Source organism: Micromonospora sp. NBRC 110037 (assembly GCF_001652995.1).
In the GTDB taxonomy this organism is placed as follows: domain Bacteria; phylum Actinomycetota; class Actinomycetes; order Mycobacteriales; family Micromonosporaceae; genus Micromonospora; species Micromonospora chalcea.
The window spans coordinates 334,330-348,164 of the sequence record NZ_BBVA01000003.1; the positions used below are offsets into that span (position 1 = coordinate 334,330).

Here is a 13,835-nt window from a genome sequence, read left to right on the forward strand (position 1 = left end):
GCTGAACGTGTTCACCGCGCGTTCACTTGCGTCCGGCGAACCGTCCACCTGGCCCTCCTACCTTTCGTGTCAGCCGGTCAGCGCCGGCCCCCGGCACTCCGGGCGACCTGACCAAAGACGTGAAGGGAAACCCCTGAAGTGAAGCTCCAGCGGCACGGCGCCATCGCCTGTCTCGCTCTTACCGCGGTTCTCGGTCTCAGCGCCTGCGGCTCGGACAACAACGAGCCCGCCGGCGCCTCCGGTTCCACCGCCGCGGTGGACTGCGCGACGGGCACGCTGAACGCGCAGGGCTCCTCGGCCCAGAAGAACGCCATGGCCGAGTGGATCAAGGCGTACCAGCAGAAGTGCGCCGGCACCACGATCAACTACGAGCCGAGCGGCTCGGGCGCCGGCATCCAGGCCTTCATCGCCGGTACCGCAGACTTCGCCGGTTCGGACTCCCCCCTCAAGCCGGAGGAGCAGCCGCAGGCCGACGCCAAGTGCGTCGGCGGCCAGGCGCTCAACCTGCCGATGGTGATCGGCCCGGTCGCCGTGGTCTACAACGTCAGCGGCGCGGACAACCTCCAGTTCAGCCCGGCCACCCTGGCGAAGATCTTCGCCGGCAAGGTGACCAAGTGGGACGACCCGGCGATCAAGGCCGACAACCCGGACGCCAAGCTCCCGTCGACCGCGATCCAGGCGGTGCACCGCTCCGACGAGTCGGGCACCACCGACAACTTCACCAAGTACCTGTCCAAGACCGCCGAGGCGGACTGGACGCTCGGCAACTCCAAGGCGTGGAAGGCCCCGGGCGGCGTCGGCGCGGCCAAGTCCGACGGCGTGGCCAGCAAGGTCAAGAGCACCGACGGCACCATCAGCTACGTCGAGTGGTCGTACGCCGAGAACTCCGACCTGAAGATGGCGAAGGTCAAGAACGGTAACGGCGAGTTCGTCGAGCTGACCGGTGACTCGGCCGGCAAGACCATCGCCGGCGCCAAGTTCGAGGGTCAGGGCAACGACCTGAAGATGTCGATCGACTACAACACCAAGGAGGCCGGGGCGTACCCGATCGTCCTGGCGACCTACGAGATCGTCTGCAGCAAGGGCCTCGCCGCCGACAAGCTGCCGCTGGTCAAGGGCCTGCTCGGCCACGCCGCCAGCGCCGAGGGGCAGAAGGAGCTGGTCGAGCTCGGCTACGCACCGCTGCCCGAGACCGTCCGCACCAAGGTCGAGGCCGCGGTCAAGAGCCTCTCCTGACGCTCCCGACCGACACCTCCTCAACGCGAAGCGAGCGAGCAGATGGGTGACACCCCTCAGCGCTCGGCCCACGCCGGCACCGGCGGGACTCCCGTGGCCACGAGCCACGAGGGACCCGCCGGTGCCTCGGCGCGTGTGGCCGAGCGCCCCGGTAACCCGGGCCGCCCCGACGGTGGCCTCGGCGGCGGCGGCGCCCTCCCCCGGGCCCGCGCCTTCGGCGCGGAACGGGCGTTCCGCGGCCTGACCCTGGCCGCCGGCACCACGGTCCTGGTGGTCATCGCGGCCATCGCGATCTTCCTGGTCGCCAAGGCCGTCCCGGCGTTGCGGGCGAACACCGAGTCGTTCTGGACGTTCGAGGGCTGGTTCCCGAACGACAACCCGCCGCAGTTCGGCATCGGCGCGCTCGCCTTCGGCACCGTCCTGAGCTCGCTGCTGGCGCTGCTCATGGCGGTGCCGGTCGCGCTGGGCATCGCCCTGTACCTGTCGCACTACGCGCCCCGGCGGCTCGGCAACGCCCTGGGCTTCCTGATCGACCTGCTGGCCGCCGTGCCGAGCGTCGTCTTCGGCCTCTGGGGCCGGGACTACTTCGCCCAGCCGGTCGCCGACCTGTCCGCCTGGCTGAACAGGTACTTCGGCTGGATCCCCATCTTCGGCGACGGCCCGTACGGGAACTCGATCCTGCTCGGCTCCGTGGTGCTGGCGATCATGGTGCTGCCGATCATCACCTCGCTGTCCCGCGAGGTGTTCCGGCAGACCCCGACCGCGAACGAGGAAGCCGCGCTCGCGCTCGGCGCCACCCGCTGGGAGATGATCCGCACCGCCGTCCTGCCGTACGGGCGCCCGGGCGTCATCGCCGCGGTGATGCTCGGCCTGGGCCGGGCGCTCGGCGAGACCATCGCGCTGGCGCTCACGCTCGGCTCCACGTACGCCATCTCGTTCAACATCCTGGAGAGCGGCGGCAACTCGATCGCCGCGAACATCGCCAACCGGTTCGCCGAGGCGAACGACACCGGCCGGGGCGCGCTCATCGCCTCCGGCCTGGTGCTGTTCGCGATCACGTTGATCGTCAACATCACCGCCCGGGCGATCATCTACCGGCGGCGCGAGTTCACGGAGTCGGCCGCATGACCACCACCCTCACCTCCCGCCGCCCGCGCCCGCCGGCCCAGCCGGCCACGCTGCGGGCGAGGCGACTTCCCGCGTACGCCGCTCCGGCCATCGCCGTCGCGGCGCTGCTGCTCGCGGCGGGCATCGTGTACGGCGCCGGCATCGGCGGCCCGGTCCTGGTCGTGGTGGTCGGCGCGCTGCTCTACCTGGCCGGTCTGTTCGTCGCGGCGAACGCGGTGGAGGGCCGCCGGTCGGCCCGCAACCGGACCTGGAGCGCGCTGATCCACTCCGCCTTCGTGCTGGCCGTGCTGCCGCTGGCCTCGGTGGTCTGGACGCTGGTCAGCAAGGGCTCCGAGCGGCTGGACGCGAACTTCTTCGGCACCTCGATGAACAACATCGGGTCGCGGGACGCCAACGGCGGCGCGTACCACGCGATCGTCGGCACGCTGCAGCAGGTGGGCATCGCCACGCTGATCACGGTGCCGCTGGGCGTGCTCTGCGCGATCTACATCGTCGAGTACGGCCGGGGCCGGTTCGCGTTCACCATCCGCTTCTTCGTGGACGTGATGACCGGCATCCCGTCGATCGTCACCGGCCTGTTCGTGCTGGCCTTCTGGGTGCTGATCGTCTCGCCGTGGTTCAACGACGGGCGGCCCGGTTTCTCCGGCTTCGCCGCCGCGCTGGCGCTGAGCGTGCTGATGCTGCCCACAGTGGTCCGCTCCACCGAGGAGATGCTCCGCCTGGTGCCGGCGCCGCTGCGCGAGGGCGCGTACGCCCTGGGCGTACCGAAGTGGAAGACCATCCTGCGGGTCGTGCTGCCGACCGCGCTGCCCGGCATCGTCACCGGCGTCATGCTCGCCATCGCGCGGGCCGCCGGTGAGACCGCGCCGGTGCTGCTCGTCGCCGGCGGCGGCGCGGCGATCAACTTCAACCCGTTCGAGAACAACCAGTCGTCGCTGGCCCTCTTCGTCTACCAGCAGGCCGGTGAGGCGTCGAGGTACTCGCCGGCACGGGCGTGGACCGCCGCGCTGACCCTGGTCGCCCTCGTCCTCGTCCTCACCGTGGCGGCGAAGCTGCTGTCCCGCCGCAACCGGCTCGGCCGATGAACCCCGGAGGTACCGCCACCATGGCCAAGCGCATCGAAGCCACGAACGTGACCGCCTACTACGGCGGGTTCAAGGCGATCGAGAACATCAACCTGACCGTCGAGCCGAAGACGGTGACCGCCCTAATCGGCCCGTCCGGCTGCGGCAAGTCCACCTTCCTGCGGTCGATCAACCGGATGCACGAGGTGCTGCCCGGCGCCCGGGTCGAGGGCAGCCTCACCATCGACGACCAGGACATCTACGACCGCGACGTGGACGTCACGGCGGTCCGCCGGATGATCGGGATGGTCTTCCAACGGCCGAACCCGTTCCCCACCATGAGCATCTTCGAGAACGTGGTGGCGGGCCTGCGGCTCAACGGCGTACGGCGCAAGTCGATCCTGGAGGAGGCCGCCGAGCGGGCGCTCCGCTCGGCGAACCTGTGGGACGAGGTGAAGGACCGCCTCGCCAAGCCCGGCGCGGGCCTGTCCGGCGGTCAGCAGCAGCGGCTCTGCATCGCCCGCACCATCGCGGTCGAGCCGCAGGTGGTGCTGATGGACGAGCCCTGCTCGGCGCTGGACCCGATCTCCACGCTGGCCATCGAGGACCTGATGTTCCAGCTCAAGGACAAGTTCACCATCATCATCGTCACGCACAACATGCAGCAGGCCGCGCGGGTGTCGGACCGGACCGCATTCTTCTCGATCGAGAAGACCGGCGACCCGGGCCGCCTGATCGAGTACGACAACACGCAGAAGATCTTCAGCAACCCGAGCCAGAAGAAGACCGAGGACTACATCACCGGCCGCTTCGGCTGAGGCGGAAGCTGGGCTCGGCGCCGTCCAGCCCCTCGATGTACGGCAGGATCGGCGTACCCGGGTCGCGCTCCGCCGCATCCCGCGCCACGCCGCCGAGGTCGCCCGCGGCGGCGACCTCGGCGAGCGTGACCATGGTCGGCGGCAGCATGGTCAGCTCGCCGGCCTCCGCGCGGGCCAGCGCGTCCGCCGGACGCAGCCACAGCGTGTGGTCGGCCTCGCCGGACACGTCCCGGGTCCGCTGCCCCTCGGGCAGCAGGGCGACGAAGAAGTACGTGTCGAAGCGGCGCGGCTCGAACTCCGGGGTGATCCACCGGCTCCACGGCAGCAGCAGGTCGGACCGGAGCGTGAGGCCGCGCCCGGCCAGCAGGTCCGCGAAGCCGACCCGCCGTCCCTCCAGGTCCTGCCGGGCCGCCTCCCAGTCGTCGCCGCTCACGTCGCCGACCACCGTGTCGGGGTCCGGCCCGGCGAGCAGCACGCCCGCCTCCTCGAAGACCTCGCGGGCGGCGGCGCACACCACCGCCTGCGCGGCCGCCGGGTCGAGTCCGAGCCGCACACCCCACGCCGCCGGGTCCGGGCCGGCCCAGCCGAGGTGCGCCTCCGAGTCGGAGCGGTCCACACCGCCGCCGGGGAAGGCGTACATGCCGCCGAAGGTCATCGCCGCCACCCGGCGGATCATGTAGACCTCGAACCCGTCGCCGGCCGGGCGGAGCAGCAGCACGGTGGCGGCGACCCGGGGCACGGCCGGTACGGCGCCCTCGGCCCGGAACCGGCGAGCGTGCTCCACCAGGGCGGGGGGTGCGGCGAAGCCGTCGATCGTCATGCGGCCGAGCCTAGTTCCCGCCCGAGCGGCCGGGCCGGGGGCGGCCTGGCACCGCCTGGCGCGGTGCGCGCCGCCCGCACGAGCATCCGCACCGCGCGAACCCAACCCGGTCACGTTGTGTAGTTTCGGCCGCCGCCACCATGAACCCCTCCGCCGACTTTGCTCTGCAGCCAGATCCGCAGCGGCAACCTTCCGTAACCAGTGCGCATGGGGCTGCAGAGCAAAGTCGGCGAGAGGCGATTGGCCCAGCCCGAAATCGGGCTGACTTATGTCTGCCTAGTGGCTTTTGGGTACCCGGCTCTGCGAGGAGTCGAACGGGATCCATTACGCTCCGCAACCTTCACGCTAAGTGGTCACTAGCGAAGTGACTTCAGCCGCCTGGAGGACCGCCGCGCACCCACCGGCGCGCACCGGGCAGCGTGCGCCGGCCGCGCCTGGCAGGGTGGTGACCTGTGATCGACGACTTCGCGAAGCAGTATCTGCACAACGACCTGCGTCAGATCCGCGAGGTGCTGTTGTGGAAGCTCGACGGGCTGTCCGAGTACGACGTGCGCCGCCCCCTGACCGCGTCCGGCACCAACCTGCTCGGCCTGGTCAAGCACCTGGCGTTCACAGAGGCCCGGTACTTCGGCGAGGTGTTCGGCAGGCCGTTCCCGGAACCGCTGTCCCGGTGGGACGATCCGGATCCGGACGGCGCCGACATGTGGGCGACCGAGCACGAGACCCGCGAGGAGGTGATCGGCCGCTACCGACGGGCGTGGGAGCACGCGGACGCGACCATCGAGGCCCTCCCCATCGACGCGCCCGGCCACGTGCCGTGGTGGCCCCGCCCCGACGTCAAGCTGTTCAACGTCATGGTCCACGTGCTGGCCGAGACCAACCGGCACGCCGGGCACGCCGACATCCTGCGGGAACAGCTCGACGGCTCGACCGGGGCATGGGCCGCGTACGCGCACCTGGAACCCGACCGGCCGACGCTGGCGACGCGGCGGGCGACGATCGAACTGGCCGCCCTGGCCGTCGCCGACACCCCCCGCTGAGCCGTCCCGACCGGTGGATCACCCTGCCGGTCCCGCAGCGGGAAGGGATAGCGTGCCGGGCATGACGCGTTGGGGAATCCTGGCCACCGGAAACATCGCCGCCCGCTTCGCCGAGGACCTGCGGCTGGTGCCGGACGCCGAACTGGTCGCGGTCGGTTCGCGTACCCGGGAGAGCGCCGAACTGTTCGCGCGCCGGCACGACGTGCCGCGGGCGTACGCCTCGTGGGCGGAACTGGCCGCGGACCCGGACGTGGACGCGATCTATGTGGCCACCCCGCACGCGGCGCACCACGAGGCGGCGCTGGCGTGCCTGGCCGGCGGCAAGGCCGTGCTGGTGGAGAAGCCGTGCACGCTGGACCTGCCGACCACCACCGAGCTGGTGGAGACGGCCCGTGCCCGGGGCCTGTTCCTCATGGAGGCCATGTGGATGCGGACCAACCCGCTGATCCTGCGCGTGCTGGAGCTGATCCGGGACGGCGCGATCGGCGAGGTGACGCACGTACGGGCGGACTTCGGCGTGGCCGGCCCGTTCCCGCCGGAGCACCGGATGCGGGCCCGCACACTCGGCGGCGGCGCGCTGCTCGACCTCGGCGTCTATCCGCTGAGCCTGGCCCACCTGGTGCTCGGCGTGCCGCAGCACGTGCAGGCGTGGGCGAAGCTGACCCCGGAGGAGGTGGACGAGAACACCGGCATGGTGCTCGGCTGGGACTCCGGCGCGGTGGCCACGCTCAGCTGCGGCATGGTCGGCGCGACAGCGATCACCGCGTCGATCACCGGCACGACCGGCCGGATCGACCTGCCCGAGCTGTTCTTCCGGCCCGCGCACGCCGTGCTGCACCGGGCCGGCGCCGAGCCGGAGACGGTCCCGGCGGACCTGACCGGCGGCGGCTACCAGTACGAGGCGATCGAGGTGCAGCGCTGCCTGACGGCCGGGCTGACCGAGAGCCCGCTGGTGCCGCACGCCGCCACGCTCGAGGTGATGGGCCTGATCGACGACATCAAGGCCCGGATCGGCGTCTCCTACGCGTGAGGGGTTCCCCGCCACGGCGGGGAACCCCTCGACGTCGTTGCGCGGGAGCTCAGAACAGGGGGCGGACCAGCAGGTACGCGAGGCAGGCGATCGCGGCGGCGGCCGGGAACGTGATGATCCAGGCGATCACGATGTTGCCGGCCACGTTCCAGCGCACCGCGGAGAGCCGTTTCGTCGCGCCCACACCCATGATCGCCGAGGTGATCGTGTGCGTGGTGGAGATCGGCGCCTTGAGCACCAGCGCGTTGAAGTAGAGCACCGCGCTGGCCACGGTCTCGGCCGCGAAGCCCTCCGCCGGGCCGAGGTCGATGATCTTCCGGCCGAGCGTCCGGATGATCCGCCAACCACCCGCGTACGTGCCGGCGGCCAGCATCGCCGCGGAGGTCCAGAAGACCCAGCCCGGGATGTGGGTCTTGCTCTCCTGGAAGCCACCGGTGTAGAGCGCCAGCACGATGATGCCCATGGTCTTGGCGGCGTCCTGCATGCCGTGGCCGACCGACATGGCGGCGGCGGACGCGGTCTGCGCCCAGCGGAAGCCGCGGCTGAGCTTGCCCGGCTGCCCCTTCCGGAACAGCCACATGATCGCCAGCATCACCAGGAAGCCGAGCACCAGGCCGACCACCGGCGAGAGCACCATCGGGAGGAGGACCTTCTCGATGATGGTGCCCCACTGGACGATGCCGTCGGCGGCGAACAGGGTCGCGCCGACCAGGCCGCCGAAGAGGGCGTGCGAGGAGGAGGACGGCAGGCCGAAGTACCAGGTGATCAGGTTCCAGATGATCGCGCCCAGCACGCCGGCGAAGACCACGCCGAGGCTCTCCACCCCGGTCGGCAACGTGACCAGGCCGTCGCCGACCGTCTTGGCGACGCCGGCGCCGAAGTGCGCGCCGACGAAGTTGCCGACGGCGGCCAGCGCCAGGGCGATCCGGGGGGTCAGCGCCCGGGTCGAGATGCTGGTGGCGATCGCGTTCGCCGCGTCGTGGAAGCCGTTCGTGTAGTCGAACGCCATGGCGACCGCGATCACCGCCAGCACGGCGATGAGTTCGGGACTCACTGGATCAGGACTCCTTGACCGCGATGGTCTCGACGGTGTTGGCGACGTGCTCGAAGGCGTCGCAGGCGGCCTCCAGCTCGTCGGCCACCTCCTTCATCTTCAGCACCGTGAGCGCGTCGTACTCACCGGAGAAGAGGCGTACCAGCAGCATCCGGTACGCCTGGTCGCCGTCGTTCTCGAGCCGGTTGCACTCGATCCAGTAGTCCTCAAGATCCTTCATCGACTTCAGCCGGGGCATCGCCTCGGCGGTGAGCTTGGCCTGCAGGTCGAGCACGTTGACCAGCTCGTGCAGCTCACGCGGAAGGGACGGGAGCTTGGTCAGGCCGTACAGGTAGAGCAGGTTGCCGACCGCCTCCAGGTGGTCCATCACGTCGTCGAGCAGCGAGCCCAGCCGGTAGATGTCCTCCCGGTCGAACGGCGTGATGAACGTGGAGTTGATCTTCTTGTAGAGCTCGTGCGTGATCTGGTCGCTGTCGTGCTCGATGTCGGTCAGCCGCTCGCTGATCGACTGCACGTCGGCGCCGGGCAGACCCAGCTCGTTGAGCAGGTCGGTCCCCTTGACCAGGTTCTGCGCGGCCCTGGTGAAGAGCTCGTAGAAGGCGCCCTCGGTGGGACGGAAGGAAAACTTCACAGCACGGACCTCGTCGTGTCGGTGGAAGGGTGGCCGTCGCCGCCCGGGCGTCTGCATTGCGCATGCTAGGGATCGCGTCCAGGCGGCTTTCGATCGGCCCACCCCTGGTCAAGCCCGATTCACCGCTCGTTCACCTTCCGTTCACCTGATCACCCGCCGAGTTGGCTCCGTAACCGGTCACGCTCCCGTTCAACGTCGAAATCGGCAGGCGGATACCCCAGATGCAACTCGTCGAACGTCTCGCGCAGCAGGTGGGCTACCGCCCAGTCCCGGTACCACTTGCGGTCCGCCGGGACCACGAACCAGGGCGCGTCGTCGGCGCCGCACCGCTCGATCGCCTCGGCGTACGCCGCCTGGTAGTCGTCCCATCGTGCCCGGGTGTCCAGGTCACTGGGGTTGTACTTCCAGAACTTCGTCGGGTCGGTCAGCCGCTGCATCAGCCGCTCGCCCTGCTCGGCGTACGAGATGTGCAGCATGACTTTGATCACGGTCACCGCCTGCTCGGCCAGTTCCCGCTCGAAGTCGTTGATGATCGCGTACCGGGATTGCCAGGTCGCCTCGTCGACAAGCCCTTCGACCCGGGCGATCAGCACGTCCTCGTAGTGCGAGCGATTGAACACGCCCACGTATCCGGGCGGCGGCAGCGCCCGGCGTACCCGCCACAGGAAGTCGTGCCGCAACTCTTCCTCGGTGGGCGGCCCGAACGAGCGGATGTGCAGCCCGAGCGGGTTCATCGCGCCCGCCACCCGCTTCACCGTGCCGTCCTTGCCGCCGCAGTCCATCGCCTGGAGCACCAGCAGCAGCCGGCGCGGCCGGCCCTCACCGAGCCCCGCGCCCGCCTGGGACGGCGCGCTCGTGGCGCTGCCCGGTCCGGCGGCGCCCTGCGCCGAGGCGTACAGCATCTCCTGCTGCCGCCCCAGTTCCGCGCCGACCAGCTCGACCTGGGCCCGTGCCCACTCCTTGCGCGCGGGCCCGCGCCCGGCCACCGCCGGCAACCCGGGCGTCGACCGGGGGTCGATCGCCGCCAGATCCACCGCCCCCGGCCCCACCCGCAGCAGTTCCCGCATCGGCCCGCCCTCGGGCCCCACCACCTCACTCATCCCCCGATCCTCACCCCCGAAGCCCTTTCCCGCCCGCCCCACCCCGCTGATCTTGCAGTTGCGGCCCCTGGTGCATCCGGAAAGCGGCTTTTGCCGGGGCGGCAAGCGCAAGATCGGCGAGGGTGGGCGGCGGGGTGCCGGGGCGGGTGGTGGGGCGGGAGAATGGGTGGGTGGATGAACTTACGGGGGAGTTCGAAGCGGAGCGGGGGCATCTGCTGGCGGTCGCGCGGCGGATGCTCGGCAGCCGCAGCGAGGCCGAGGACGCCGTCCAGGAGACCTGGCTGCGCTTCTCCGGCGCGTTGAGCGACCCCGAGCAGCGCGCCCGCGTACGCGATCTGCGGGGTTGGCTCATCACCACCTGCTCGCGGATCTGCCTGGACGTGCTCCGCTCCGCCCGGGTGCGCCGGGAGGCGTACCCGGGTCAGTGGCTCCCCGAGCCGGTGGTGACCACCGTGCCGGCGGCGGACGGGTTCGCGCCCGACCCGGCCGAGCGGGCGGTACGCGCCGACCAGATCGGCACCGCGCTGCTGGTGGTGCTGGAACGGCTGACGCCGGAGCAGCGGGTGGCGTTCGTGCTGCACGACGTGTTCGCGGTGCCGTTCTCCGACGTGGCGGACGTACTGGCGGTCACGCCGGAGGCGGCGCGTCAACTCGCGTCGCGGGCCCGGCGGGCGGTGCACCGGCCGGACGCGCCGCAGCACAGCGCCGACCTCGCCGAGCAGCGACGGGTACTCACCGCGTTCGTCGCCGCCGTGGAGTCCGGCGAGCTGGAGCAGTTGGTCCGGGTGCTCGCACCCGACGTGGTGGCGATCGGCGACTCCGGCGGCCACTTCCCGGCGGCCCGCCAGCCGGTGGTCGGCGCGGAGGCGGCCGGTCGCCTGCTCCTCGGCCTGTTCAACCAGGCCCGCAAGTGGGGCGCGATGCGGGTCCGGCCGGTGGTGGTGGACGGCACGCTGGGCTGGCAGTCGGAGGTCCCCTACCGGGACGGGCGGACCATGCGGATCGTCACCTCGTTCGCCGTCCACGAGGGGCGGGTCACCGGGGTGTTCAACCAGCTCAACCCGGACAAGGTCGGCGAGCTGCCGCCGCTGGGGCCGGACGCCGCCTGGCCGCCGCGCTGGTGAGCCGGCTCAGACCACCAGCGCCAGCCACTTCCGGTACGACGTGGCGAACGGCTCGGTGCCCTCGCCGAGCGCGCCGAGCAGCCAGCGGGCGGCCGCCTCGGCCTCGGTGACCACGTCGTCCGGGTAGCCCCAGCGGGCCCGGTGCTCGGCGAACTCGTCCTCGTCGCGCAGCTCGACCACTGCGGTCTCGCGGCGGCGCACCACGTCCAGGTCGAGGTCGATCAGGTGGACCGTCTCCGCGCCCTCCCAGCGGGCCGGGGTGGCGATGTCGCAGTAGACCTCGCTGGTGCGCGGCGGCGGGTTGAACATGCCGGTCCACCAGCCGTGGTGGGGCACCAGCAGGACGAACGGGATCTGCTCGACGGACGGGCGGCCGTGGTAGACGGATTCGGTGCCGGCGGGCACGCCGAGCCAGACGCCGAGATCGTCCTCGGCGAGGCGGCGGGCCGGGTAGTCGCGGTGGGCGCTGCCGTCGTACTTGCGGTAGATCACGCGGACCACGTCGCTCGGCATGCCTGGCACCCTAACCGATTCCGGCCACGCCACGCGATCGGGAGGTAACCAGACGCGACCCGCCGTCCCGCCACGCCGCCGGAGCGACCGGACCCCCGTCGGTGCCGGCGGGTACGGTCGCACGGTGACCCCGTCCCGCACCGCCACCGGCCCGGCCGTCCCGAAGAAGCGTCGCAGTGGTCGCGCCGGCGCCGGGGAGCTGCTGACCGCCGCGGTGGGCGCGGTTCCCGGCGGCGCGGCCCGGCCCGGTCAGCAGCAGATGGCCGAGGCGATCGAGCGCAGCATCGCCTCCGGCGAGCACCTGTTGGTGCAGGCCGGCACCGGCACCGGCAAGTCCCTGGCCTACCTCGCGCCGGCGCTGACGGTGGACGGGCCGGTGGTGGTCTCCACCGCCACGCTGGCGTTGCAGTCCCAGCTGGTCGAGCACGACCTGCCCCGGCTGGCCGACGCGGTCGAGCCGGTGCTGGGCCGGCGCCCCACGTTCGCCGTGCTGAAGGGTCGCCACCACTATCTGTGCCTGGCGAGGTTGGACAGCTCGGTCGAGGACGAGCCGGACGACGCGCTCTTCGACGCGCCGCGCCCCGGCAACGGCGGCACCAAGTGGCTCGGCGAGGCGGGCCGCCTGGGCAAGCAGGTGCAGCGGCTGCGTGACTGGGCCGAGGAGACCGCCACCGGCGACCGGGACGAGCTGGATCCGGGCGTGGACGACCAGGTGTGGCGCACCGTCTCCATGCCGGCGCGCGAGTGCGTGGGCGCGAGCCGCTGCCCGTTCGGCCAGGAGTGCTTCGCCGAGGCGTCCCGGGCGCGCGCCCGCGAGGCGGACATCGTGGTGACGAACCACAGCCTGCTCGCCGTCGACATGCTCGCCGGTCGGCACATCGTGCCGCCGCACAAGCTGCTGGTGGTGGACGAGGCGCACGAGCTGGCCGACCGGGTCTCCTCGGCGGCCCAGGCCGAGCTGGTGCCGGAGCTGATCGACAGGTCCACCCGCCGGGCCCGGCCGCTGCTGCGCCCGGACCTGGCCGAGCGGCTCACCGAGGCCGGTGACGCGCTCGCCGTGGGGCTGGCCGAGGCGCCGGCCGGGCGGCTCACCGCCGGTCTGCCGTCCGCGCTGCGCGAGGCGTGCACGCTGCTGGACTCGGCGACCCGGGCCGCGCTGGAGGCGATCGGCGACGTGAAGTCCGACGACCCCGACCCGGTACGCAAGCAGCAGGCCAAGGCGGTGCTGGACGAGTTGTCCACCACCGCCCAGCGGCTGCTGGAGGAGGCCGACCACGACGTCGCCTGGGTCGAGAAGCCGGACAACGGCAGCCGCCGGGCACTGGTGGTCGCGCCGCTGTCGGTCGCGGGCACGCTCGCCACCCACCTGTACGACGAGCGCACGGTCGTCGCCACCTCGGCGACGCTGGCGCTGGGCGGCCGCTTCGACACGGTGGCCCGGGCGCTGGGGCTGGACGCGCCGCCGCCCGCCCCGCCGTCCCCGGCCGCCGCCGCGATCGCCACCGCTGCCGCCGCGGGCCGCACCCCGGTCACGCCGCCGGTGGCCGCCGCCGAGGGCAGCCGGGCGTCGATCGGCACCGTGCCGGCCACCGAGGGGCCGGGCTGGAGTTCGCTGGACGTCGGCTCGCCGTTCGACTACGCCCGGCAGGGCATCCTGTACGTGGCCGCGCACCTGCCCCGCCCCAGCGTCTCCGGGCTGCCCGGGCCGGCCGGTGAGGAGCTGCTGGCGCTGGTCGAGGCGCTCGGTGGTCGTACCCTCGGGCTCTTCTCGTCGCGACGGGCCGCGCAGCAGGCAGCGGAGCTGGTCCGCGCGCGGACCGACCTGCCGGTGCTGCTGCAGGGCGAGGAGGCGCTGCCGCTGCTGGTGCGCCGGTTCCGCGAGGTGCGGGAGAGCTGCCTGTTCGGGGTGATGTCGCTCTGGCAGGGGGTGGACGTGCCGGGTGACGCCTGCCAGCTCGTGGTGATCGACAGGTTGCCGTTCCCCCGGCCGGACGAGCCGCTCGCCGCGGCGCGCGCGGCGGCGGTGGACGCCGGTGGCGGCTCGGGTTTCGCGGCGGTGAGCGTGCCGATCGCGGCGGTCCGGCTGGCCCAGGGCGTCGGCCGGCTGATCCGGGCCACCGGCGACCGGGGTGTGGTGGCGGTGCTCGACTCGCGGCTGGAGACGGCGCGCGGGTACGGCCCGTTCCTGCGCCGTTCGCTGCCGCCGTTCTGGTACACGACCCGGCCCGAGGTGGCCCGGGGCGCGCTGGAACGGCTCGCCAAGAGCTGACGCCCGCG

At 72.0% G+C, this 13,835-nt stretch carries 13 protein-coding genes; 8 read left to right on the forward strand and 5 right to left on the reverse strand.

Annotation, left to right across the window (positions count from 1 at the left end):
• The first annotated feature begins 138 nt into the window (after positions 1–138).
• The 4 genes from pstS to pstB are packed head-to-tail and all read left to right on the forward strand — an operon-like array spanning position 139 to position 4,246.
• A complete protein-coding gene (pstS, locus tag A4R25_RS11565; protein ID WP_043328009.1) occupies positions 139–1,236 on the forward strand; it encodes a phosphate ABC transporter substrate-binding protein PstS in 1,098 nt (365 codons plus the stop codon).
• A 42-nt stretch (positions 1,237–1,278) separates the two neighbouring features.
• Positions 1,279–2,364 (forward strand): phosphate ABC transporter permease subunit PstC, encoded by a 1,086-nt coding sequence (gene pstC, locus A4R25_RS11570; protein WP_064446715.1) that lies wholly within the window; start codon positions 1,279–1,281, stop codon positions 2,362–2,364.
• Entirely contained in the window at positions 2,361–3,449 is a 1,089-nt protein-coding gene (gene pstA, locus A4R25_RS11575) for a phosphate ABC transporter permease PstA (RefSeq protein ID WP_043328005.1), read from the forward strand. The genes pstC and pstA overlap by 4 nt, the downstream gene beginning before the upstream one ends.
• A 20-nt stretch (positions 3,450–3,469) precedes the next feature.
• On the forward strand, positions 3,470–4,246 hold the full coding sequence (gene pstB / locus A4R25_RS11580; protein ID WP_013288829.1) for a phosphate ABC transporter ATP-binding protein PstB: 777 nt from the start codon (positions 3,470–3,472) through the stop codon (positions 4,244–4,246).
• On the opposite strand, the gene A4R25_RS11585 is transcribed toward pstB, so the two are convergent.
• Positions 4,227–5,066 carry an NUDIX domain-containing protein gene (locus A4R25_RS11585; protein ID WP_043328003.1) on the reverse strand — a complete coding sequence of 280 codons (840 nt, stop codon included), beginning with the start codon at positions 5,064–5,066 and terminating at the stop codon, positions 4,227–4,229. The genes pstB and A4R25_RS11585 overlap by 20 nt on opposite strands.
• A 452-nt stretch (positions 5,067–5,518) precedes the next feature.
• On the opposite strand from A4R25_RS11585, the gene A4R25_RS11590 reads away from it, so the two are divergent.
• Together A4R25_RS11590 and A4R25_RS11595 are read left to right on the forward strand one after the other, a co-directional pair.
• Entirely contained in the window at positions 5,519–6,106 is a 588-nt protein-coding gene (locus tag A4R25_RS11590) for a DinB family protein (RefSeq protein WP_064446716.1), read from the forward strand.
• A 61-nt stretch (positions 6,107–6,167) separates the two neighbouring features.
• Positions 6,168–7,136 carry a Gfo/Idh/MocA family protein gene (locus tag A4R25_RS11595; protein WP_064446852.1) on the forward strand — a complete coding sequence of 323 codons (969 nt, stop codon included), beginning with the start codon at positions 6,168–6,170 and terminating at the stop codon, positions 7,134–7,136.
• 49 nt (positions 7,137–7,185) lie between these two features.
• Here the strand turns inward: A4R25_RS11595 and A4R25_RS11600 are convergent, their stop codons facing one another.
• From A4R25_RS11600 to A4R25_RS11610, 3 genes are all read right to left on the reverse strand, one after another.
• Entirely contained in the window at positions 7,186–8,190 is a 1,005-nt protein-coding gene (locus A4R25_RS11600) for an inorganic phosphate transporter (RefSeq protein ID WP_064446717.1), read from the reverse strand.
• Positions 8,191–8,194: 4 nt separating this feature from the next.
• Entirely contained in the window at positions 8,195–8,821 is a 627-nt protein-coding gene (locus A4R25_RS11605; protein ID WP_030504473.1) for a DUF47 domain-containing protein, read from the reverse strand.
• A gap of 149 nt (positions 8,822–8,970) precedes the next feature.
• Positions 8,971–9,921: a PPK2 family polyphosphate kinase gene (locus tag A4R25_RS11610; protein WP_064446718.1), complete on the reverse strand. Its 951-nt coding sequence runs from the start codon at positions 9,919–9,921 to the stop codon at positions 8,971–8,973.
• Between the two features lie 170 nt (positions 9,922–10,091).
• Here A4R25_RS11610 and sigJ point away from each other — a divergent pair, with 170 nt between their 5' ends.
• Positions 10,092–11,045 carry an RNA polymerase sigma factor SigJ gene (gene sigJ / locus A4R25_RS11615; RefSeq protein WP_043327998.1) on the forward strand — a complete coding sequence of 318 codons (954 nt, stop codon included), beginning with the start codon at positions 10,092–10,094 and terminating at the stop codon, positions 11,043–11,045.
• A 6-nt stretch (positions 11,046–11,051) separates the two neighbouring features.
• Here the strand turns inward: sigJ and A4R25_RS11620 are convergent, their stop codons facing one another.
• On the reverse strand, positions 11,052–11,558 hold the full coding sequence (locus tag A4R25_RS11620) for a DUF402 domain-containing protein (RefSeq protein WP_064446719.1): 507 nt from the start codon (positions 11,556–11,558) through the stop codon (positions 11,052–11,054).
• Between the two features lie 124 nt (positions 11,559–11,682).
• Between A4R25_RS11620 and A4R25_RS11625 the strand changes: the two genes are divergently transcribed.
• A complete protein-coding gene (locus A4R25_RS11625) occupies positions 11,683–13,827 on the forward strand; it encodes an ATP-dependent DNA helicase (protein ID WP_064446720.1) in 2,145 nt (714 codons plus the stop codon).
• Positions 13,828–13,835 lie beyond the last annotated feature (8 nt).

Coding starts and splice junctions, on each gene's coding strand:
- pstC (WP_064446715.1), top strand. CDS start 1,279: ATGGGTGACACCCCTCAGCGCTCGGCCCACGCCGGCACCGGCGGGACT.
- A4R25_RS11585 (WP_043328003.1), bottom strand. CDS start 5,066: ATGACGATCGACGGCTTCGCCGCACCCCCCGCCCTGGTGGAGCACGCT.
- A4R25_RS11610 (WP_064446718.1), bottom strand. CDS start 9,921: ATGAGTGAGGTGGTGGGGCCCGAGGGCGGGCCGATGCGGGAACTGCTG.
- A4R25_RS11595 (WP_064446852.1), top strand. CDS start 6,168: ATGACGCGTTGGGGAATCCTGGCCACCGGAAACATCGCCGCCCGCTTC.
- A4R25_RS11620 (WP_064446719.1), bottom strand. CDS start 11,558: ATGCCGAGCGACGTGGTCCGCGTGATCTACCGCAAGTACGACGGCAGC.
- pstA (WP_043328005.1), top strand. CDS start 2,361: ATGACCACCACCCTCACCTCCCGCCGCCCGCGCCCGCCGGCCCAGCCG.
- pstB (WP_013288829.1), top strand. CDS start 3,470: ATGGCCAAGCGCATCGAAGCCACGAACGTGACCGCCTACTACGGCGGG.